The organism is Streptococcus sp. ELY_90 (assembly GCF_058314475.1).
The window spans coordinates 295,605-316,995 of sequence record NZ_JBZFUJ010000001.1; the positions used below are offsets into that span (position 1 = coordinate 295,605).

At 42.2% G+C, this 21,391-nt stretch carries 18 protein-coding genes and 1 pseudogene; 16 read left to right on the forward strand and 3 right to left on the reverse strand.

Annotated features, from left to right (window positions below):
* The first annotated feature begins 56 nt into the window (after positions 1–56).
* From nagA to AC4HAF_RS01490, 6 genes are all read left to right on the forward strand, one after another.
* Positions 57–1,217 carry an N-acetylglucosamine-6-phosphate deacetylase gene (nagA, locus tag AC4HAF_RS01465; protein ID WP_491096371.1) on the forward strand — a complete coding sequence of 387 codons (1,161 nt, stop codon included), beginning with the start codon at positions 57–59 and terminating at the stop codon, positions 1,215–1,217.
* A gap of 314 nt (positions 1,218–1,531) precedes the next feature.
* A complete protein-coding gene (locus AC4HAF_RS01470) occupies positions 1,532–2,371 on the forward strand; it encodes an aldo/keto reductase (protein WP_491096372.1) in 840 nt (279 codons plus the stop codon).
* 113 nt (positions 2,372–2,484) lie between these two features.
* Positions 2,485–3,603, forward strand: coding sequence for an S-(hydroxymethyl)glutathione dehydrogenase/class III alcohol dehydrogenase (locus tag AC4HAF_RS01475; protein ID WP_491096373.1), 1,119 nt, complete (start codon positions 2,485–2,487; stop codon positions 3,601–3,603).
* 11 nt (positions 3,604–3,614) lie between these two features.
* Positions 3,615–4,448: an S-formylglutathione hydrolase gene (fghA, locus tag AC4HAF_RS01480; RefSeq protein ID WP_491096374.1), complete on the forward strand. Its 834-nt coding sequence runs from the start codon at positions 3,615–3,617 to the stop codon at positions 4,446–4,448.
* 19 nt (positions 4,449–4,467) lie between these two features.
* On the forward strand, positions 4,468–5,451 hold the full coding sequence (locus AC4HAF_RS01485) for an aldo/keto reductase (RefSeq protein ID WP_491096375.1): 984 nt from the start codon (positions 4,468–4,470) through the stop codon (positions 5,449–5,451).
* 112 nt (positions 5,452–5,563) lie between these two features.
* Positions 5,564–5,995 carry a MerR family transcriptional regulator gene (locus AC4HAF_RS01490; RefSeq protein WP_491096376.1) on the forward strand — a complete coding sequence of 144 codons (432 nt, stop codon included), beginning with the start codon at positions 5,564–5,566 and terminating at the stop codon, positions 5,993–5,995.
* A gap of 102 nt (positions 5,996–6,097) precedes the next feature.
* Here AC4HAF_RS01490 and AC4HAF_RS01495 read toward each other — a convergent pair whose 3' ends face one another.
* Together AC4HAF_RS01495 and AC4HAF_RS01500 are read right to left on the reverse strand one after the other, a co-directional pair.
* Positions 6,098–8,836 carry a DEAD/DEAH box helicase family protein gene (locus AC4HAF_RS01495; RefSeq protein ID WP_491096377.1) on the reverse strand — a complete coding sequence of 913 codons (2,739 nt, stop codon included), beginning with the start codon at positions 8,834–8,836 and terminating at the stop codon, positions 6,098–6,100.
* Positions 8,837–8,838: 2 nt separating this feature from the next.
* The gene (locus tag AC4HAF_RS01500) at positions 8,839–10,683 is read right to left on the reverse strand and encodes a DNA methyltransferase (RefSeq protein ID WP_491096378.1); all 1,845 of its coding nucleotides are present in this window, start codon (positions 10,681–10,683) and stop codon (positions 8,839–8,841) included.
* Positions 10,684–11,026: 343 nt separating this feature from the next.
* Here AC4HAF_RS01500 and AC4HAF_RS01505 point away from each other — a divergent pair.
* From AC4HAF_RS01505 to AC4HAF_RS01540, 8 genes and pseudogenes are all read left to right on the forward strand, one after another.
* Positions 11,027–11,398: pseudogene (locus AC4HAF_RS01505) on the forward strand (transposase); the annotation flags it as partial.
* Between the two features lie 215 nt (positions 11,399–11,613).
* Positions 11,614–12,048 (forward strand): hypothetical protein, encoded by a 435-nt coding sequence (locus AC4HAF_RS01510; protein WP_491096379.1) that lies wholly within the window; start codon positions 11,614–11,616, stop codon positions 12,046–12,048.
* A 2-nt stretch (positions 12,049–12,050) separates the two neighbouring features.
* Positions 12,051–12,335, forward strand: a complete 285-nt coding sequence (locus tag AC4HAF_RS01515; protein WP_491096380.1) for a hypothetical protein — start codon at positions 12,051–12,053, stop codon at positions 12,333–12,335.
* Positions 12,328–12,876, forward strand: a complete 549-nt coding sequence (locus AC4HAF_RS01520) for a DUF6036 family nucleotidyltransferase (RefSeq protein WP_491096381.1) — start codon at positions 12,328–12,330, stop codon at positions 12,874–12,876. The genes AC4HAF_RS01515 and AC4HAF_RS01520 overlap by 8 nt, the downstream gene beginning before the upstream one ends.
* A gap of 710 nt (positions 12,877–13,586) precedes the next feature.
* On the forward strand, positions 13,587–14,504 hold the full coding sequence (glyQ, locus tag AC4HAF_RS01525) for a glycine--tRNA ligase subunit alpha (protein WP_491096382.1): 918 nt from the start codon (positions 13,587–13,589) through the stop codon (positions 14,502–14,504).
* Positions 14,504–16,540, forward strand: a complete 2,037-nt coding sequence (gene glyS, locus AC4HAF_RS01530) for a glycine--tRNA ligase subunit beta (RefSeq protein ID WP_491096383.1) — start codon at positions 14,504–14,506, stop codon at positions 16,538–16,540. The genes glyQ and glyS overlap by 1 nt, the downstream gene beginning before the upstream one ends.
* Positions 16,541–16,699: 159 nt before the next feature.
* Complete coding sequence (locus AC4HAF_RS01535; protein ID WP_027974867.1) at positions 16,700–16,954, forward strand: DUF896 family protein; 255 nt, start codon at positions 16,700–16,702, stop codon at positions 16,952–16,954.
* 160 nt (positions 16,955–17,114) lie between these two features.
* Positions 17,115–17,477 carry a PepSY domain-containing protein gene (locus AC4HAF_RS01540; RefSeq protein WP_491096384.1) on the forward strand — a complete coding sequence of 121 codons (363 nt, stop codon included), beginning with the start codon at positions 17,115–17,117 and terminating at the stop codon, positions 17,475–17,477.
* A 140-nt stretch (positions 17,478–17,617) separates the two neighbouring features.
* Here the strand turns inward: AC4HAF_RS01540 and AC4HAF_RS01545 are convergent, their stop codons facing one another.
* Positions 17,618–19,108, reverse strand: coding sequence for a putative cross-wall-targeting lipoprotein signal domain-containing protein (locus tag AC4HAF_RS01545; RefSeq protein ID WP_491096385.1), 1,491 nt, complete (start codon positions 19,106–19,108; stop codon positions 17,618–17,620).
* Between the two features lie 199 nt (positions 19,109–19,307).
* Here AC4HAF_RS01545 and proB point away from each other — a divergent pair, with 199 nt between their 5' ends.
* Together proB and AC4HAF_RS01555 are read left to right on the forward strand one after the other, a co-directional pair.
* Positions 19,308–20,123, forward strand: coding sequence for a glutamate 5-kinase (gene proB / locus AC4HAF_RS01550; protein ID WP_027974870.1), 816 nt, complete (start codon positions 19,308–19,310; stop codon positions 20,121–20,123).
* The gene (locus AC4HAF_RS01555) at positions 20,123–21,373 is read left to right on the forward strand and encodes a glutamate-5-semialdehyde dehydrogenase (RefSeq protein ID WP_491096386.1); all 1,251 of its coding nucleotides are present in this window, start codon (positions 20,123–20,125) and stop codon (positions 21,371–21,373) included. The genes proB and AC4HAF_RS01555 overlap by 1 nt, the downstream gene beginning before the upstream one ends.
* Positions 21,374–21,391: the final 18 nt, after the last annotated feature.

Sequence of the window (21,391 nt, forward strand, 5' to 3'; positions counted from 1 at the left end):
TATTTATAAAGCAGAAAATTTACTGTATAATATAAAAGAAATGGAGGCATCTTTCAATGACAAAATATATTAAGGCTGATCACTTTTTTTATCCCTATGATGTTAAGGGGACAGGTTTTTTAGAAATTACGGATGGCTGTTTCGGACAATGGCAGAGCGAAGTGCCGCAGGAAGCTGATATTATTGACTGTACAGGGTATTCGGTAGCACCGGGCTTAGTTGACACCCATATTCATGGTTATGCGGGTGCTGATACGATGGATAATAGCAGGGCTTCTCTGGAGAAAATGAGTCAAGCCTTGCTGGCAGCAGGGGTGACAAGTTTCTTACCGACAGCTTTGACAGCGTCGTTTGAAGAATTGAAGGCTATTTGTGAGACCGCAGCAGCGTTTGCAGGTCAGGAAACTGGGGCTAGGATTCAAGGCCTTTATTTTGAAGGCCCCTACTTTACGGAAACCTATAAAGGAGCGCAAAATACGTCATACATGCGCAATCCCAGCTGTCAGGAACTGGATGCTTGGCTATCGGCCAGTCAGGGGCTTTTAAAGAAAATAGCCATAGCACCGGAACGTGAGGGCAGTGAAGCATTTATCCGCTATGCCAGAGAAAAAGGGGTAACAGTCGCTCTGGGGCACTCCAATGCGACCTATCAGCAGGCTGTTGGAGCCGTTGAAGCCGGCGCCAGTGTCTGGGTGCATGCTTACAATGGGATGCGCGGACTCAGCCACCGCGAACCGGGTATGGTAGGAGCAGTCTATAATCTCCCTAACACTTATGCAGAGCTCATCTGTGATGGACATCATGTCACACCGGTAGCTTGCGATATTTTGATGAAACAAAAGGGACACCAGCAAGTAGCTCTCATTACTGACTGTATGAGTGCAGGAGGCTTAGCAGACGGAGATTATATGCTGGGAGAATTTCCGGTGATTGTGGCCAATGGCACAGCGCGGCTCAAAGACGGCGGCAATCTTGCAGGATCTGTTTTGGAGCTTAAAGACGGTCTTAAAAATGTCGTTGATTGGGGAATTGCCAGCAAAGCTGAAGCTGTCCGCATGGCCAGTCTTATCCCAGCTCTGTCATTAGGACTTGATCAGGTCTGCGGTCAGATTAAGATCGGACATAAGGCAGATTTTATTGTTTTGGATGGTGACTTCGAGCTACAGGCTACTTATATCGCCGGAGAAAAGAAATACGAGAGTTCTAATAAGTCCTAAAAGCCTTTTGTCTAAAAACACTGAGAATACCTGATAAAATGAGGCATTAAAGGGCCTTTAGCTATCTTTTTGTTATGGAGGAAAAACTTGACTTAGTCCTGCTCTAAGGTGTTAAGATAAAAAGTGAAGATGCAAGGTTTTCACTGCCAAAAAGCTAAAACTGTTTTTGGCTCCTGCCAAATCTGATTTGGGCTTTCCTGCGTCTTGCCTGCAGGAGGCAGGATTGTTTTAATCTGGTTTATTTTTGCTTTCTTGCATTTTTGAATTTATGTGGTACTTATTATCACAGAACCAGTACATAAGGAGGATATCTAATGGTTAGTGTTTACACAATGAATGATGGTTTAACCATTCCAAAAGTTGGTTTTGGGACTTTTAAGGCGGCTGATGGTGAAGAAGCTTATCAATCAACTTTGGAAGCTATTAAAGCTGGCTACCGCCATATTGATACAGCTGCCTATTACCGCAATGAAGAAAGCGTGGGCCGGGCTATTAAAGACAGCGGTATTGCGCGTGAAGAGCTTTTTGTGACGACAAAACTGTGGAATGACGCTCACAGCTATGAAGGTGCAAAAGCAGCGCTGGCTGCTTCCTTAGAAAGACTGCAGCTGGATTATGTGGATCTTTATTTGATTCACTGGCCTAATCCTAAAGCCATTCGCGATCATTGGCAAGAAGGCAATGCTGAGGCTTGGCGTTATATGGAAGAAGCTCAGAAAGCCGGGCTTATCCGCTCAATTGGGGTCAGCAATTTCTTGGTGCATCACTTGGAAGCTCTGGCCAAAACTGCTAAAGTGACGCCCGCCGTCAATCAAATCCGCTTGGCGCCAGGCTGCTATCAAGAGGAGGTTATTGACTACTGCCGTAATCATAATATTGTGATTGAAGCTTGGGGACCGCTTGGTCAGGGAGAAATTTTTGGCGATGCGACCATGAAAGAGCTTGCGGCTAAATACGGTAAAACTGTTGCTCAAGTGGCACTTGCCTGGTCCTTGTATGAAGGCTTTTTGCCGCTGCCAAAATCAGTTCATAAAGATCGTATCAAGGAAAATCTGGACTTTACAGATATTCAGCTGAGTGATGAAGATGCTGATGCGATAAGGCATCTGGCAGGTGCAACACCGGCACCTGATCCAGACACTAAGGATTTTTAACGGCTAAATGTAAGTCTGAGGCGGGACTGCCTCAGACTTGTCTTTATTTATCCTATATGACCGGCTGCTTTTGCTGCCGTTTATTTCTAACTAAACTACTAAAGGAGACAGTTATGGATTATATTAAAACACGTGCCGCAGTTGCCTGGGCACCAAATGAACCGCTGAAAATCGAAGAATTAGATCTCATGCCGCCGCAGGCAGGCGAAGTTATGGTTCGTATCACAGCAACAGGGGTCTGCCATACAGATGCCTACACCCTTTCAGGTAAAGACGCAGAAGGTGTGTTTCCCTGTGTGCTCGGCCATGAAGGCGCAGGAATTGTTGAAGCAGTAGGCGAGGGTGTGACCGAGTTTCAGGTCGGCGACCACGTTATTCCCCTTTATACAGCTGAGTGCGGCAAATGTGAATTTTGCCTGTCAGGTAAAACAAATTTGTGCTCGGCTGTCCGTGAAACACAAGGCAAGGGACTGATGCCCGACGGCACCGTGCGCTTTTTCAAAGACGGTCAGCCCATCTATCATTATATGGGAACTTCGACTTTTTCAGAACACACGGTAGTGTCTCAGTATTCTTTGGTTAAAATCCAAGAAGATGCACCGCTGGAAGAAGTCTGTCTGTTAGGCTGCGGCGTAACAACCGGTATGGGAGCTGTTCTCAATACGGCTAAGGTTGAAGAAGGAGCAACTGTAGCAATCTTTGGACTTGGCGGTATCGGGCTGGCTGCTATCATCGGTGCCCGTATGGCTAAGGCCTCTCGTATCATTGCTATCGATGTCAATCCAGATAAATTTGAAAAAGCGAAAGAGCTTGGAGCTACTGATTTTGTCAACCCCAATGATTACGATCAGCCCATTCAGGAAGTCATTATTGATATGACTGACGGCGGTGTGGATTATTCCTTTGAATGTATCGGAAATGTTGAGGTTATGCGCTCTGCCTTGGAATGCTGCCACAAGGGCTGGGGTGAGAGCATCATTATCGGTGTAGCACCAGCAGGTGCAGAAATTCATACCCGTCCCTTCCAATTGGTAACAGGCCGTGTTTGGCGCGGTTCTGCTTTTGGCGGTGTTAAAGGGAAAACGCAGCTGCCGGGCATTGTTGCTCAGTATATGGACGGTGAATTTGCTCTCAGTGATTTCATCACTCATACTATGCCTTTGGAACAAATCAACGATGCTTTTGACTTGATGCATGACGGCAAGTCAATCCGCACAGTTATTCATTACTAAGGAGACTGTCTATGAAACAGCTATCTAGAACAAAGAGCTTCGGCGGCTGGCATGAACGCTACAGCCACCAGTCAAGAACGACCAAGACAGAAATGACCTTTGCGGTTTATCTGCCGCCTCAAGCAGACTATCAAAAGGTTCCTGTCTTATATTTCCTGTCAGGTTTGACATGTACAGATGAAAATTTTTCAACCAAGGCCGGTGCCCAGCAGTATGCTGCTAAGTACGGTCTTGCCCTTGTGATGCCGGATACCTCGCCGCGAGGAGAAGGTGTTCCTGATGATGAGGCTTATGACTTAGGTCAGGGAGCCGGCTTTTATCTCAATGCAGCCCAAAGCCCGTGGGATAAGAACTACCGCATGTATGACTATGTCATTGACGAGCTGCCGGAGCTGATTGAGGCCAATTTCCCGGTAACAGATAAACGTTCTGTTTTTGGTCACAGTATGGGCGGGCACGGTGCCTTGCAAATCGCTTTGAAAAATCCTAATCGCTATGCATCGGTTTCAGCTTTTGCACCGATTGTCAATCCGAGTGCAGTTCCTTGGGGTCAAAAAGCCTTTACAGCTTACCTTGGTAAAGATCAGACTGCTTGGGCAGCTTATGACAGTACAAAACTCTTGTCACAGGCAGAAAAAGCTGTTCCGATTTTGATTGACCAAGGTTTGGCTGATACGTTTTATCCTGAGCAGCTGCAGCCGGAGATTTTTGCTGCGGCTGCCAAAGCCAATGGGATTGATGTGACCTTAGATTTGCATGACGGATATGATCACAGCTATTATTTTGTTGCCAGCTTTGCTGAAAAGCACATTGCTTTTCATGCTCAGCATCTGGGCTTGCTGTAGAATATGGAGGAGGAATCTTGTGGAATACAGACAATTAGGAACAACAGACATGTCCATCAGTGCAGTTAGTTTTGGCACGTGGGCGCTGGGCGGCGACTGGGGCAACGTCAGTAAAGAGTCTGCTCTGGCGGCGCTCAATCATGCCATTGACTGCGGGGTCAACTTTTTTGATACGGCAGATGTTTATGGAAACGGACGCAGTGAAGCCCTTATCGGTGAGGTTTTGAAAGAGCGTTCTGAGCGTGTTTATGTGGCGACTAAATTCGGCCGCCGTGATGATTTCACAAACCCTGAAAACTACACTTATGATAAAGTGCGCAGCTATTGCGAAGACAGTCTGCGCAATCTGCAGATGGAGGTACTTGACCTCTACCAGATTCACTGTCCAACGACGGAAATTCTGACACAGTCAGATGTCTTTGCCGTCTTAGAAGACTTGAAAAAAGAAGGGAAAATCCGCTATTACGGTGTCAGTGTGGAAACAGACAATCAAGGCAAATTTGTCCTTGAAAATACCAAAGCCAGCAGCCTTCAGGTCATTGTCAATGTTTTGCGGCAAAAACCTGTTAAAGAAATGATTGCTCTGGCTAAGGAGAAAAATGTCGGAATTCTGGCACGAGTACCTCTGGCCAGCGGCCTTTTGACAGGCAAGTATACCAAAGACAGTGTTTTTCCCGAAAATGACCACCGCAACTTCAACCGCGACGGAGCAGCTTTTAATGTTGGCGAAACTTTTGGAGGTCTGCCTTTTGATAAAGCTATTGAGCTGGTTGAAAAAATCAAGTGGATTGGTGATGACCACGGCGGTTTAGCCAGTGCCTCGCTGAAATGGCTGCTCCAGCAAGATGGAATTACAGCCGTGATCCCAGGATTTAAATCCATTCAGCAGGCAGACAGCAACTTAGCAAGCCTAACAGCCAAACCATTCAGCCCGGAAGAGCTTGAGCGTATTTCAGACTTTTACTGGCAGGACGTGCATGATTACATCCGCGGAGCCTATTAGTGAACTAAAAAATCGCCGTCATTATAAAGGCGATTTTTAACTGTTCAAGCTGCGATGATAGCTTGACTTAGACCTGCTCTAAGGTGTTAAGATAAAGAAAAGGAGGCTGATTATGACAACAATCAGGCAAGTTTCCAACGATTTAGGGCTGTCTGCCCATGCTATCCGCTATTATGAAAAAGAAGGAATGGTTGCCATCCCGCGCAATGAACGTGGGATTCGTGATTTTGATGAGCAAAGCATAGACCGCCTAAAAGCCATTGCCCACTACCGCCGAGTAGGAATGAGTTTACAGGATATACGAAGAGTTTTGGCAGAATTTCACAATCATGCCCTGTCGACGGAATTGTTAGAGAAGACCAAGCAGGATTTAGAAGAGCAGATTCGGCATTTGCAGGAGACCCATACCTATCTTGTCGAAAAAATCAAAATCCACCGCCATCTGGCAGAGCTCGAAGCCAAGGGCCTGAGCGATGCGGAGCGGACAGGTGCTTACTACGATATCAGAAGGCAAAAAGATGCATATAAGGAAAAGCCTAAGTAACCGAAATTTTTAGTCGGTAAAAATGGGGAACTGTATGCCAGTTGACATCAACAATAGGATATAGAACAAGACGACTTTTAATTTAAGTCGTCTTTTTAGTACTTAGAATAGATTTAGTTTGATATTTCCGCCAAATTGCGGTTTATTTAAAGCAACTTCTGCCAGTTGATTGATTGTTTGATTTCTGTCCTCTTTGGTATAGAATTTTAGGCCTTTTATGACAACGCCATCAACCCCATCTTCGAATTCCAAATCTTCTTGATGGTCATTGATATAGGTTAGTATCTCTTCTTTCCATTTATCTTTCTTTAGTAACTGTTCACCTTTTGGTTCGATGAATATTTGAAGATAGTATTCTTGATTTTTAAGAAGTAAGATGAAATCGGGCTGGAAACCCGAAAAGTTTATTTCTCGTGGATTTTCTTCAAATTGATGCAGTTTTAATTGTTCAAACTTATCCGTTCCTCGAAGCATGTTTTCATCCATCCGAATGAGAAAAACGTCACCGTATTTTTCATTAAGTTCTTCAATATGGTTAGCAATTGCATCAATTAGATTTTCTTCGTTTTTATTGATGATTGCTGATTGGTAGGCAAAGAAATCATACTTGTCAAAAGAAACATTGGATACTTTTTGTTCAATAAATGTTTCGCTTTGTTTTGCTGTATCGTAATTTGGAACTCTTTTTCGATAATCACTAAGATATTCTGAGATAGGATAGCCTTTAAAACAATTTGTACCTCTCTCTTTGAGATAGCCAGATTTGATTTTAGAAGCCAGATTTTCAAAAAAAACATCAACAATTTTAAGTTTTTCAATTGCTGAAAAATCCTCAACCACTGTTTCTTTTTCAGTTTCGATAGATAAAACAAAATTGTGTAAATCTAACCAATCTTCTTCCCAAAAGTCATTTATAGACTTTAAATTTGGCATATACTTTTTCAGTTTATTAAATCGGAAAAAACTTGAACGGCTGATTCCCTTTTTGAAATAACGAATATCGATTCCTCTTAACGGAGAAATCTTTGTTTCAACGTTTTCGATCGAACGATAAGTCATTTCTTGGCTAGATTTATAATAAGGAACTGTTGCTATTTTGGGAATATCAATTCCATATGCACGTAAATTGATATAATGGCTATCAGGAATCTCTTGCGTTTCATTATAGTAGATTCTTCCTGTTTGATAGATTGGGGTTTTTTTGAATGACGATTTTAATTTAATATCAATCGGAGGATTTTTACCATCTTTTCCAGTCGGAAGATTCATCTTATCAAGTGATGCCATCAAATTCTTAAGGTATTGCGGTTCATTAAGTGTGTGGTAGTGTAATGTCTCCAATAAAAGATTCGCTGTCTCATTCTCTTCATCAAATCGTCTTTGATAAGAAACGTTTCCATTCATTGCAAAAGGGTTGTATCTTGCTCCACGTCCAATCAGCTGTGCTTCCGCATTTGTCGCCTTAGCGTCTCTTTTATCGTTTGTTTTGCCCAGACTATTTATTCTGACAATATCGTATAGGTTTAACACATCCCAACCTTCAGTCAGCTTGGCAACTGCAAAAACAACACGGTACAGATTACTTGGGGATTCAAGCGAATTGAGTGCTTGGTAGTGACCTGTTTCTAACAAGCCTTTTGAGCTACTGTCAGTATCATTTGCATTCAGAATCCTAGCTGGAGAAAATCCACGTTTTATTTCTCTTACAACAGGGGCAAGGTCATCTTGTTCCAGATAATAATGGTAAGTCAATTGCAAGGTATGACTGTGTTCATCTGTTAAACTTCTTGTCTGAGAATTTAGGAAATTTCTCAAACGTTCAACTGTTAGATTATCAATCATATCGTTGAACAATTTATTTGCTTCATATGAAGCATCAATTTTATGTGATTTAAAAAGGATAACTGGCTTTATTTCAACGCCCAATTCCTCCCAAGCATATTTTCTGCGATATTCACTCAGAAGAACAGTGCTCAGCATATTTTCTTCATTAGAATTTCCAGTTTGAATGCGTCTGACATTTTTTGAATATTTATCCTTGATATATGAATCTAAAGTATAACGATAAATGATCTTATTCTTGTATTTCTCATAAATCGTCTCATCATCAAAATCAAGAGTTGCTGTAAATTCCAACAATAAATTCTCATTATTGGCATGAAGAAGACTCAATAGGCTTTTTTCCCATGATGCTTTCTCTAACTCAATTTTAGTTTTCTTCTTGGTTGAAGCAGAATAATGATGAGCTTCATCTGCAAGAATGACCATCTTAGTTTTTTTATAGTGACGTAAAGACATAACATTTTCTGCCTGAGTAAAAAGTTCGGTTGTTAAGGTCTGAATGGAGACAAACTTGATGTTGATATCATTTTCATTTGGATAATCAGGGAATCTCCCAGAAATTTTATTTACTGAGATGCGCTCTCCTTCAATTTCCAAAGGAGAATCGAAAAGAAATTTGTTGGATTGACTGTTGGTCAAATTATCAATCGTCTTACTCAGAACGCCGTTGGTATTAACGGTAAAAAGGAAGTTATGGTAACCCTTTTCTTTGAAGAGATAGAGAATCAGGCCAGCCATCAAATCTGTTTTACCGGAACCAGTCGCCATATTAAACATTAGCTGATTAAGTGTCCGATATTTGAAGGCTTCAGAAGTCTGTGTATAGTGAAAATAGCGAATAGCTTCATTCTGATAGGGACGAGGACTATGTTTGATGTTATCCACGATATACTGTGGCAACTCCCAACCATACTGATCGTTTAAAATATCTATATCTAACTGCTTTAGCTCATCTAAGAGTTCGAATTTCAGTTCTTTCTTCTTTGATTTTTTAGCCATGATCACTCTCCGTAAAAACTCTTATTGAAAGCAATATCCGATTCAGACAGTTGTGACCGAATCATCTCATCGTCAATTTCAGAATAGTTATGATAAAACTGATTTTTATCAATAATCTTCACCAGAATTTTCTTCTGAGTATCAAAATCTTCTTCCCAGATGGACTGGGCAACTTCCTGTAAATCAACTCGAAAATCAAAATCAAGGGTATTCTTCATCTCATCAAAAACTACTCTCAATTCATCAGAATTTTTTGAAGCGAGAACAGCCTTGATAAAGGTTGAATTCTTATCCATCAGTTCAGCATAGACAAAGGAGCCTCCGCCTTGCCAATTAACGTCTTTTGAAATTCCCCCCTGTTCGCCAGCTATGACTTTTTTTAAGCGTTCAACGGAAACTGTTTCAATATAGTCCATCTGTTCGATACCGATATACTGGCGGTTCATTTTGTGGGCAACGGCAGCAGTTGTTCCAGAACCCAAGTGAAAATCTAACACAATGTCTTTTTCTTGTGTAACTGCAAAAATTAAGAATTGTAACAATTCTTCAGGTTTAGGATTGCTAAAGTTCAATCCTAAACTTTGTAAATGAGAGGTCGCTGTTGTACCTAAAACATTTACAATAGAATACAGCTTAGAGGTTAATTCATCAACTGGAGTATAGGTGCAAATAACGTGCATACCGTTACCAAACTCTTCAAGTTCATATTCTCCAGCAGCTATTTTATTTTCAATTTCAGCAATCTGTCTTTCGTTTTTATAGATACTGAGTTCTTCGTAGAAACATCTTCTGTCTCCAAGAGATTTGTCATATTTACCAAATACCTTTCTCACAACATCATCATTGCGAAGATAAGTTTTTCCATTTCGCTCGACGACTTTACCTTGTATGACTTTTTTACGTACCATTCGTAAATTGGAAGAAACGTTTTTAGCAAAAATAGTGACATAATCATGACCTTTTACAATATATTTTGCCTGACCACCACCTTTCGCTCGCTGATGAATTAGAGTACCAACGAAATTATCACGATCAAAAATACTATCCATTAAGACTTTAAGATAAGAATGTTCTCTATCATCACACTGAACCATCACAACACCGTCGTCGATTAGCAACTCCTTTGCCACTTCTAAACGGTTTTTCATAAAAGTCAACCATGTTGAGTGATTGAAGCTGTCATTATAACTAAAGCTATCGTTTCCTGTGTTATAAGGTGGATCAATATAAATCAGTTTGACCTTTCCTGCATACCGTTCTTTCAAGCTGTGTAATGCAAGAAGATTATTCCCCTTGATAATCAGATTATCTGTATCCTTGATTTCTGAAACGGCAGAGCTGCCATTTTCGTCATATTTCTTAGCATTTTTGAAAATCTTTTTATCCAAAAGAACGTCGATTTCTTCTCGAGCGACGATTTCGTTTAAAAATGGTTCTTGAGCATCTTCTTTAGAAACATCTTCCGTACTCATCCCAGCTTTTAAGACGGTATCTTTGTAAGGAAAGTCAAGGACAACATCAGACACCTCATCAAGATAGCGATTATGTGCAGTCAGTCCAATTTTATTGCTGTAACGAGTGTAAGAATTTGACCAATACTCATCTACCTCAAGGACTTGAATAATATCGTTAGTTTTCAAAATAGTAGCGCCACCTATAACCTGTGTGAAAGTATCTTTCAAAATTGGGTTTGCTAAAATCTGTTCTACCAAGTCAGCATTATAATTGTCTAACGCTGTGATGATAGCATCCTTTTTCAAAAGTCCATCAGTAATATATGTCTCTCCAAAACTTTCAACAACCGTTCTTAAAGCTTGCTGAATAATGGTTTCAGGCTTCTGAATCATGCTATCACCACACTTTCAAAACCAACAGAAAAGACCTTCCCACAAAAATGTGAAAAAGCCTGTTTTAATGCTTGACAAAAAACACGTCCGATTACATAATCAGCGTGAGCTGTGAGCTGTGAGCTGTGAGCTGTGAGCTGTGAGCTGTGAGCTGTGAGCTGTGAGCTGTGAGCTGTGATACGTTCATTCTAAGTTTCTCCCTTAGTTATTTTATATATCTTATATATCTTATATATTTATTATATCAAACTTTTTTGCCTTTTTCATAGTAGAACTTTACACTTTTTGTTCATATTTATTCTAAATAATGCTATAATAGACTTAAGAATAAAGGAGTACTGTTATGACAGTTGAATTTGAGTCTTTATGGGAGCTACAGTCTGCTTTTCCGACAGAACAGTCTTGTATAGATCACTTGGAAAATCTGATTTGGAGTGATGTTATCGTCAGCCCTTTTGATCCTGCTTCAAAAGTCTATAAATGCAAAGGCAATAAATACCGCTGCAAAAACACAGGGAAGTACTTCAATGTTAAAACGGGTACACTCTTTGACAATACAAAGGTTGAACTGCGCAAATGGTTTATGGCCATTTGGCTTGTGACCTCTCACAAGAAAAGCATTTCTTCTGTTCAGCTTTCCAAAGATATTGGCGTCACACAAAAGACAGCTTGGTTTATGTTAAAACGTATTCGTGAGTGTTTTGGGTCGGAAAACAACAATCTTGATAAGGCTGTGGAGATGGTATAACGTCAGGGAGCTGTCAATGCTCGAGGGTCCGGCACATATTTAACGGAGGAAATTACTAAGGACGTTAGGAGCATTGCCCAGCTTTACACAGATGAATAGCTAGGTTATAATAAAGTGACTGAGAGTATTAACACGATTGCTTTTAAACATCTGCGTTCGTACTGAATACAAGGAGGTGCTCTATGGCTGCTAAGCCCCAAACCGATTTGCATTTTGAATTAGAGAGGTCTATTTCCCGCAGAGTTGACAGCAAGTTAATCCCTTACCAAGTTAGCATTTCTGATGATTTCTATGATAAATACACGAAACTGTGGGATGAGAAATTCTCAAAAGACTTTGTCGTAAACCACCGTTCTTTCTATGCTCAATTATCCAAACATTGTATTTATGAGAGCATAGAAACGACGGACAAGAAAGCTGTCGCAAAACGCTTAGCAGAACTGGAAGCCTTGGCTGATATATCAGAGACAAAAGAAGAGTTCAATATTTTCTTTAAGAAAAAATACAACAAAGAACTGCCTGATTTAACTGAATGGCTGTACCCTAAAAAGCAAGAGCTGTCTGATTTTGATAAAAAGCTGTGGACAGCCATGCACTATAATCCAAGAGGAGACTGACTATGAATTGGTATGAATACATGGTACGAGCCAGCGAACACGCCCAACATGACGGCGATTTATGGTTTCGCTATCTTTATAAGGTTATCCGAGATGATGACACTAAATTAACCTCAGAAGATGTCGAAAGACTGCTTAAAAATCCTACCTTAACACCTTTTCAGAAAATAACCTTGCAGGATGCTCTGACAGAGGGCACGCATACACGAGAACACGTGTTGCAGGCTAATCGAAAGAGCAAGCCTGAAGATATTTTAAAACGGATTAGAGAGGGCGACTATGGATAAGAAAATCCTATTTGAAACGCTCAATACGGAGTTGGCAAAAGACAGTATCACATTAGAAATTATCTGTGTAGGCGGGTTCGTTCTTGAATATTACAACCTTCGTGGGACACATGATGTTGATGCTTTTTACAATGAAGATGCTAAAGTCAGAAATATTATTAAGGCGGTTGGGGATAGGTTTGGTGTTAATGAACCAGATGAATTATGGCTAAATAATTCCGTTTCCAATCTCAACAGAATACCTTCTAAAACCGTTTGTGAGACAGTTTATAGTTTTTCTCATCTCACAGTTTTAGTTCCAGAATTGCTATATCTTCTTGGTATGAAACTAGAAAGCGGGCGAGACAGGGACAGACAGGACGCTGGCGATATTATCAAATTGATTAAAGTTCTTTCTCCAAAAGAACTTATCAATAGGCTTCAAAACTATGGCTTTCAACCTGATATTTCCATGGTTTTAGAAGTTTTTGAAATAGCATACGGAATGGAATGGTTGGCAGAATATATAACTGAAAATCCAGAAGAGTTTGCAGATTACTAAAAAACAACTTTCGAAAAAAGTTGTTTTTTCTATATCTTGTGGTTGATATATAGTTCCCAAAAATTTTTCGACAATTAACTGTTCCTACTTGCTTTTATTTTTTAACTGTGCTGCTACAAAAGAAGTGAATAGGCTTTGATATCACTGCGTGATTTCTAAAAATATTAGACAAGCGGGCTGTTTTCTGCTATAATAGCTGTCGTGAAAGAGTGTTATTTCAAAATCTTTTTCAAGCGAGTCCGGGACGGTGAAAGCCGGATATGAGATGGAAATGACTGGAGCTTTCTTTGACTATCATCAATAATAAATGAAGTAAAAAATCAGGGTGGAACCGCGTTTCTTAACGCCCCTATGTCATCTGGCATATTGGGAGTTGAAACACGGTTTTTTGTATTCCCAAGCGCCAGCTGTTTATCAAAAAAGAGCAGTCGCTGTGGCGAATGAGCCAAACACTGTACTAATTCGTTTTTGCTAGCAATATCGGCTATCAAAACTCATATCGCAAGAAATTTTATTATATGGAGGACAACAATGTCAAAAAAACTAACCTTCCACCCCGTCAAAGGTGCTAGTGCTCCTAAAGGAGCAAGCACCTAATGGCAATCCCTATGAGGATTGCCTAGACGAAGCACTAGCTTTCGTCGCTAAAAATAATCGTTTTAGCAACGAAAGCGTCGCAAGATACACTTATTAAGAAAGAGAGCTAAATTATGTCTAAAAAAATGACATTTCAGGAAATTATTTTGACACTTCAACAGTATTGGAATGACCAAGGCTGTATGCTCATGCAGGCCTATGACAATGAAAAGGGTGCAGGGACGATGAGTCCTTATACGTTTCTGCGTGCCATCGGACCTGAACCTTGGAATGCAGCCTATGTAGAGCCTTCGCGCCGTCCGGCTGACGGCCGTTACGGGGAAAACCCCAACCGTCTCTATCAGCACCATCAGTTTCAGGTGGTTATGAAACCAAGTCCGTCAAACATTCAGGAGCTCTATCTGAAATCACTTGAGGTGCTTGGAATCAACCCGCTTGAACATGACATTCGCTTTGTTGAAGATAACTGGGAAAACCCTTCAACCGGCTCAGCAGGGCTTGGCTGGGAAGTCTGGCTTGATGGGATGGAAATCACACAATTTACTTATTTTCAGCAGGTCGGAGGCTTAGCGACCCAGCCTGTGACCGCTGAAGTGACCTATGGTTTAGAGCGTCTGGCTTCTTACATTCAGGAAGTTGACTCGGTTTATGAGATTGAATGGGCACCGGGGGTTAAGTACGGAGAAATCTTTACCCAGCCTGAGTATGAACACTCCAAATACAGTTTTGAAATTAGTGACCAAGACATGCTGCTGGAAAATTTTGAAAAGTTTGAAGCAGAAGCAAAACGCTGTCTCGATGAACATCTGGTACACCCAGCCTATGACTATGTGCTGAAGTGTTCGCATACGTTCAATCTGCTGGATGCCAGAGGTGCTGTCTCTGTTACTGAACGTGCCGGCTATATCGCCCGCATTCGCAATCTTGCCCGTATTGTGGCTAAGACTTTCGTAGCAGAGCGCAAGCGTTTAGGCTACCCGTTATTAGATGATGAAACTCGGACACAGCTCTTGAAGGAGGATGCAGAATAATGACAAGGAATTTATTAGTAGAGCTTGGACTTGAAGAGATGCCTGCTTATGTTGTCAAACCAAGCATGAAGCAGCTGCGGCAAAAAATGGGGCAGTTTTTAGAAGAAAACCGCCTGTCTTTTGAGAAAATTGAAATGTTTTCCACTCCGCGCCGTCTGGCTGTCCGTGTGGTTAATCTGGCTGATCAGCAGAGTGACTATTCTGAAGATTTTAAGGGACCGTCTAAAAAAATTGCTCTGGATGCCCAAGGGAATTTTACCAAGGCAGCTCAAGGTTTTGTGCGCGGCAAGGGCCTGACCACAGATGATATTGAATTTCGCACTGTTAACGGCGAGGACTATGCTTATGTGACTAAAAATGAAGCGGGAAAGCCTGTCAAGGAAGTTCTCGCAGGCGTTATTGATGTCTTAAAATCACTGACCTTTCCTGTCAACATGCACTGGGCTAATCACACCTTTGAATATATCCGCCCGGTTCATACCCTTGTGGTGCTTTTGGATGATGAGGCACTGAATCTTGACTTTCTTGACATCACTTCCGGACGCACCAGCAGAGGCCACCGTTTCTTGGGCAAGGAAACCAGCATTGCATCGGCAGATTCTTATGAAGCCGACCTCGAAGCAGAATTCGTTATTGCCAGTGCTGCCAAGCGTGAGGACATGATTATTGAGCAAATCAGAAACATTGAAAAAACCTACAATGTCAGTGTTGAAATTGATGAAGAGCTGCTCAATGAAGTGCTCAATCTTGTTGAATATCCGACAGCTTTCATGGGCAGTTTTGATCAAAAGTATCTTGAATTGCCTGAAGAAGTCTTAGTAACCTCAATGAAAACCCATCAGCGCTACTTTGTTGTCCGTGACCAAGCAGGCAAGCTCCTGCCGAATTTCATTTCGGTCCGCAACGGTAACGACCAGTTTATTGATAATGTTATCAAGGGCAATGAAAAGGTTCTTTTGGCGCGGCTGGAAGATGGTGAATTTTTCTGGCGTGAGGACCAAAAACTGGAGATTGCTGATTTGGTCGAAAAATTAAAACTGGTTACCTTCCATGAAAAAATCGGTTCTTTGCATGAGCACATGATGCGAACAAAAACTATTGCGGCTTATCTGTCAGACTTAGCAGATTTGACAGAAGATGAAAAAGCGCAGACAGAACGTGCAGCCAGCATCTATAAGTTTGACCTTCTGACAGGTATGGTCGGCGAGTTTGATGAACTGCAGGGCATTATGGGTGAAAAATACGCTGTCTTAGCTGGAGAAAATCAGGCTGTTGCAGCTGCTATCCGCGAGCACTATCTGCCTACCAGCAGTGAAGGAGAGCTCCCTGATACTAAGGTAGGGGCGGTTCTTGCGATTGCTGATAAGTTAGATACCCTTTTGTCTTTCTTTTCAGTCGGACTTATTCCAAGCGGTTCTAACGATCCCTATGCTCTTCGCCGGGCGACTCAGGGAATCGTCCGCATCCTTGATAAATTTGGCTGGGAAATTCCGCTGGATGACTTGATTGCCAATTTGTATCAGCTGCATTTTGACAGTCTGGTCTATCAAAATCAATCGGACGTCATGGACTTTATCCGCGGCCGTGTTGAGAAAATGATCGATGCTTCCGTACCAAAAGACATTCGAGACGCCGTCCTTGACAGTTCGACTCATGTCGTTCGTCTGGAGGTTGAGGCAGCAGCAACTCTGACAGAAAAAACCAAGGATCCTAATTTTAAGGCTTCTGTGGAAAGTCTCTCGCGTGTCTTCAATCTGGCAGAAAAAGCAGTCAGTCAGTCAGTTGATACCAGTATTTTTGAAAATGAGCATGAGCAAGAGCTCTACGATGCGGTCACAGAACTTCATTTTACAGAGGACATGACCGAAAATGTGGACAGACTTTTTGCTCTAAGTCCGATTATTGATGCCTTTTTCGACCATACCATGGTTATGGCAGAAGATGAAGCTGTCAGAAACAACCGTTTGGCACTTCTTGCTGCTTTAGGAGAAAAAGCTAAGACCATTGCGGCCTTTAATGAGATTAATACAAAATAATTAAAGACGGCTGCGACACTTCGTTTGGTTAGTCGATCTTACTAAGCAAACGAAGTTAGCGGGAGAGGCAGCCAAATCACTATAGTGATTGGCGTTTGTTATCAAGTGCATAGCACTTAGATAACAATCCTCTGCCGTATCTTAATAAAAGGAGGAAAAATGGAACAAGCAAAAATTAACCGGATCAACGAACTTGCTCGCAAGAAAAAACGTGAAGGTTTAACGGGTGCTGAAAAAGTTGAGCAGGCGCGGCTTCGTGAGGAATATATTGAAGGTTACCGACGGAGCTTCCGCCACCATATTGAAGGGCTTAAAATTGTTGATGAACAGGGCAACGATATTACGCCTGAAAAGCTCAAGGAAATTCAGCGTCAAAAAGGTCTTCACGGCAGAAAGCCCGGAGATCACAGCTAAACATCAAAAAAAGGCAACAGTTTGTACAAACTGCTGTCTTTTTATTTTATTTTATTTTTGCTTGTCACCCTTGCATTTGTTATCAAATAGGAGCGACAAGCATTTTTATTGACTGCTTATCACAAGCTGGGATATAATCGAAAAATAGAAAGGACTTATTATGAAAAAAAGATTATTAGCCCTCGCACTGACTGTTTGTTCCGTTTCGGTGCTGGCAGCCTGTGACACTGATGACGATAATCAGCAGGCACAGACTAAAACAGAGCAGACAGCCAACTCTCAAGCAGATCAATCTGACAGCTCACAAACAAAAATTTCAGCGGACAAAGCCAAAGCTATTGCTCTTAAAGACGCCGGTTTCGCAGAAAAAGATGTTACCCTTTTAAGTGTTGAACAAGATACCGATGACGGTCTGTCAGAATTTGAAATTGAATTTACCAAAGACACAACGGAGTATAGCTATACTATCAATGCTGATACGGGAGATATTATTTCCAAAGAATCAGAAAATATCAATGACTAGATTTTTCTGGCTGTAAGGTAAAAAATGTGAACATTCCAGCTTGATTTTAAAAATCTGAACAAATATATTAATAAAAGGATTGCCTCTTTGTATGCAGAGAGGCAATCCTTTTTTGTTTTTGGAAACAGTAAAAACAATATTTATCGGTTAAATCGGCGTTTGGCAAAGAAGCTAAGTCCTATAAGAGCTATGCCCACTCCTAAAACGGTCGGCAGCAAGGAAGCCTTAGTGCCTGTTTGAGGAAGACGTTCTGCCGCCTCGTTTTGAGCAGTGGCTTGGGCTGTTTTGGGAGAATAGCCAGCTAAAGAAGGAGCAGGACTGATTGCTGCCGGGTCGCTCTTTAGAGCGGGTGTGGGTTCAGTTTTGTCGGCATCCGGATTTTGAGGAAGAACAGGATTGCTGTCTTTTTCAGCAAGTGGCGGCTGAGGATCAGCCGGTGCGGCTTTTCTGGCAGCCGCAGAAGTCCTATAATGGAAGGTTGTATCCGGAAGAAACTTGACGGGCTTGCCATTGTAGTAGAGCACCCAGTTGCCGTCAGCGTCTTTTTGAGCAGAGAAACCTTCTTCGTTAGCGCTGCCTCCCGCACCTCCAAAGATGAGTTCAGCATACCATGACTGTTCTTCGCCGCCCTGTCCGTCAGCAATACCAAGCCCCATAGCATCTCCGGAAGCAGAAAGAATACTGATAGCATGGCCGAATGATTGCAGTCCGTCGTTTGGATCATTTAGAATATTAAAATAATCAGCAAACCAGTTAAGAGCCAGATAATAAGCAGTTGCTTGGTCTGAGGCGATCGTTTGCCCCTCAGCATTAGTTCGGCGAAGATTGTTATCCATGTGGCCGTTTTCTTCGTACCAAGTCATGCCCTGAGGGAAGGCTAACTTAGTATCGTGTTCCAGACCGTCCGATTCGGCTGCCTCTTCATCTGCCCGAGCCTGAGCGAAGTCCTGCATCACCTGATTGACCGGAGGAACAGGAAAGTCAATGCCGTTAATCTGACGAAGTTCTGTTAAATAGCGATTGAGATGTTTAGCAATTTCTTCAGTGTTAGGCTGATAAGGCTGACTGGGGTCATTGACAGTGATGTATTCATCTCTTGTGCCATTGTAAACAACGTCTGCGACCTTAGCAATTTTGCCCACCGATTCCAGCTCATCCTTAAAATTGACGCTGTCATAAACAGCTGTTGTATTTTCATCAGCACTGGTTTTTGGCTTACCAGCAGTAGATGTATTAGCGGCTGTTTGAACTGAAGGCTCTGCAGGCTGGGTACTTGTCTGCGGATTGCTTGCTGTCGGAGCTGTTTGTTCGGCTGTGCTTGTTTGAGGTGTTTCAGCTATATCTGCTGTCTGCGGCGCAGTTTCCTCTTGAGCAGAATGATTAACATCGGCAGGCGCTGCCGCTGTTGTCTCAGCTGGTACAGCAGATGTGCTGCCTGTCTGTGTCAGTGTGCTGTCGGCTGCGAAAGACTGGCTTTCTGTCATCTGAGTGGTCTCTGCCACTGTTTGTGCCGTAACATCATCAGCTTGTACAGCTCCGGCTGTTCCCAAAGCAATAGCGGCAGCAGCTAAAATGGCACCGCAAAGTCCCAAGACCTTATTTTTACGTTTGCTAAAAATTTTCTTTTGCATGAATCTACCTTTCTTTTTAATGATTTTGGATAGTCGTACGATCAAAAATTAGCTTATCATTAGTTTGATAAAATTCAGCAAAAATCCGATTGCAATTAGATTACAATTTTTTGTGACTGTCTGAAAAATGGCAGCGAAAATCTTAAATATTCCCTTAATATCAGTGCATATTTAAGATTTTTATAGTATAATTTTTCTTATGAAACGGAATTTTGAAACGGTCAAACGTTTAGTCATTAAAATTGGAACGAGCTCGCTTGTTCTGCCAAATGGTAAAATTAATCTTGAAAAAATTGATCAGCTGGCCTTTGTCATTGCCAGTCTTATGAATAAGGGCAAGGAGGTTGTCCTGGTATCGTCTGGTGCTGTGGGTTTTGGTTTGGATGTTCTGGGACTAGCCAAGCGTCCGGCTGAAATTGCCCAGCAGCAGGCAGTTTCAAGTGTTGGTCAGGTGGCGATGATGAGCCTTTACTCACAGATTTTTTCGCACTATCAGACCAATGTCTCACAGATTTTGCTGACGCGCGATGTTATCGAGTATCCTGAAAGTCTTGCCAATGTAACTAATACCTTTGAAACCCTGTTATCTATGGGAATTGTGCCGATTGTCAATGAAAATGATGCGACTAGTGTTGATGAAATGGATCATGCCACTAAGTTCGGCGACAATGACCGCCTCTCGGCCGTCGTTGCTAAGATTACCAAAGCAGATCTGCTGGTTATGCTGTCAGACATTGACGGCCTCTATGACAAGAATCCGACGATTTATGAGGATGCCGTTTTGTATCAGCAGGTGTCAGAGATTACCGATGACATTCTTAAATCAGCAGGCGGCGCCGGCAGTAAATTCGGAACAGGCGGCATGATCAGCAAACTTCAAAGTGCTCAGATGGTATTTGACAGCAAAGGACAGATGATCCTCATGAACGGTGCCAATCCGCGTGATATTCTGCGCATGCTGGACGGTGCCAATCTGGGAACATGGTTTATCCAAAAAGGAAATGAGGTGGAGTGATGACCTACATTGATGAGTTAGGACGCAAAGCTAAAAAAGCCAGTGTGAACTTAGCACAGCTGGGAACGGCAGAAAAAAATCAGATACTCAGACAGGCAGCTGAAAATCTGCTGGCTCAGACTGATTATATTTTGTCTGAAAATGCGCATGATATTGCCAATGCCAAAGAGCATGGCATTTCTGATATTATGGCAGACAGACTGCGTTTGGATGCTGAACGGATTGAAGGAATCGCTGAGGGCGTCCGTCAGGTGGCTGATCTTCAGGATCCAATCGGTCAGGTGGTTCGCGGCTATACCAATTTGGACGGTCTTAAAATCGTTCAAAAGCGTGTGCCTCTGGGTGTCATTGCCATGATTTTTGAAAGTCGGCCCAATGTTTCGGTGGATGCTTTCAGCTTGGCTTTTAAAACCAGCAATGCCATTATTTTGCGGGGCGGCCGTGATGCCATTAATTCCAACAAGGCCCTGGTCGGGGTGCTTCGCAAGACCTTATCTGATTTTGGAATTGATGCTAATATTGTGCAGCTGGTTGAAGACACCAGCCATGCAGTGGCAGAAGAACTGATGCAGGCAGTGGATTATATTGATGTCTTGATTCCGCGCGGCAGTGCCCGTTTGATTCAGACAGTTAAAGAAAAATCCAAGGTGCCTTTCATTGAAACAGGTGTCGGCAATGTACACATTTATGTTGATGAGTCTGCCGATCTTGATATGGCAGTTAACATTGTAATCAATGCGAAGACCTCTCGCCCAAGTGTCTGCAATGCTGCTGAGTCTCTCATAGTTCATAAAAAAATAGCCGAGCAGTTTTTACCAAAACTGGAGGCTGCTGTTCAAAAAGTTCAGCCTGTTGAATTTCGTGCGGATCCATCAGCGCTGGTCTTTCTTCAAAATGCTAAACCGGCAAGCGAAAAAGACTATGGCACCGAGTTTTTAGACTATATCATGTCAGTTAAAACTGTGGATACTCTTGATGAAGCCATCAGCTGGATAAATACTTACAGCAGCCACCACTCAGAATCTATCATTACCCGGGATCTCGTATCGGCTGAGCGTTTCCAAGATGAGGTGGACTCTGCAGCAGTCTATGTCAATGCTTCAACTCGCTTTACCGATGGTTTTGTTTTTGGTTTGGGGGCAGAAATCGGGATTTCAACGCAAAAAATACATGCCCGCGGCCCTATGGGATTGGAAGCTCTGACCAGCACCAAATTCTATATCAACGGACAGGGGCAAATCAGAGAATAGAGCTGCAAGGAGCTCACT

Bases quoted from the DNA above. Each gene is read 5' to 3' on its own strand.
- nagA (WP_491096371.1), top strand. From the start codon at position 57: ATGACAAAATATATTAAGGCTGATCACTTTTTTTATCCCTATGATGTT.
- proB (WP_027974870.1), top strand. From the start codon at position 19,308: ATGAAACGGAATTTTGAAACGGTCAAACGTTTAGTCATTAAAATTGGA.
- AC4HAF_RS01490 (WP_491096376.1), top strand. From the start codon at position 5,564: ATGACAACAATCAGGCAAGTTTCCAACGATTTAGGGCTGTCTGCCCAT.
- glyS (WP_491096383.1), top strand. From the start codon at position 14,504: ATGACAAGGAATTTATTAGTAGAGCTTGGACTTGAAGAGATGCCTGCT.
- AC4HAF_RS01515 (WP_491096380.1), top strand. From the start codon at position 12,051: ATGAATTGGTATGAATACATGGTACGAGCCAGCGAACACGCCCAACAT.
- AC4HAF_RS01535 (WP_027974867.1), top strand. From the start codon at position 16,700: ATGGAACAAGCAAAAATTAACCGGATCAACGAACTTGCTCGCAAGAAA.
- AC4HAF_RS01555 (WP_491096386.1), top strand. From the start codon at position 20,123: ATGACCTACATTGATGAGTTAGGACGCAAAGCTAAAAAAGCCAGTGTG.
- AC4HAF_RS01510 (WP_491096379.1), top strand. From the start codon at position 11,614: ATGGCTGCTAAGCCCCAAACCGATTTGCATTTTGAATTAGAGAGGTCT.
- AC4HAF_RS01500 (WP_491096378.1), bottom strand. From the start codon at position 10,683: ATGATTCAGAAGCCTGAAACCATTATTCAGCAAGCTTTAAGAACGGTT.
- AC4HAF_RS01545 (WP_491096385.1), bottom strand. From the start codon at position 19,108: ATGCAAAAGAAAATTTTTAGCAAACGTAAAAATAAGGTCTTGGGACTT.
- AC4HAF_RS01520 (WP_491096381.1), top strand. From the start codon at position 12,328: ATGGATAAGAAAATCCTATTTGAAACGCTCAATACGGAGTTGGCAAAA.
- AC4HAF_RS01495 (WP_491096377.1), bottom strand. From the start codon at position 8,836: ATGGCTAAAAAATCAAAGAAGAAAGAACTGAAATTCGAACTCTTAGAT.
- AC4HAF_RS01540 (WP_491096384.1), top strand. From the start codon at position 17,115: ATGAAAAAAAGATTATTAGCCCTCGCACTGACTGTTTGTTCCGTTTCG.
- fghA (WP_491096374.1), top strand. From the start codon at position 3,615: ATGAAACAGCTATCTAGAACAAAGAGCTTCGGCGGCTGGCATGAACGC.
- AC4HAF_RS01470 (WP_491096372.1), top strand. From the start codon at position 1,532: ATGGTTAGTGTTTACACAATGAATGATGGTTTAACCATTCCAAAAGTT.
- glyQ (WP_491096382.1), top strand. From the start codon at position 13,587: ATGTCTAAAAAAATGACATTTCAGGAAATTATTTTGACACTTCAACAG.
- AC4HAF_RS01475 (WP_491096373.1), top strand. From the start codon at position 2,485: ATGGATTATATTAAAACACGTGCCGCAGTTGCCTGGGCACCAAATGAA.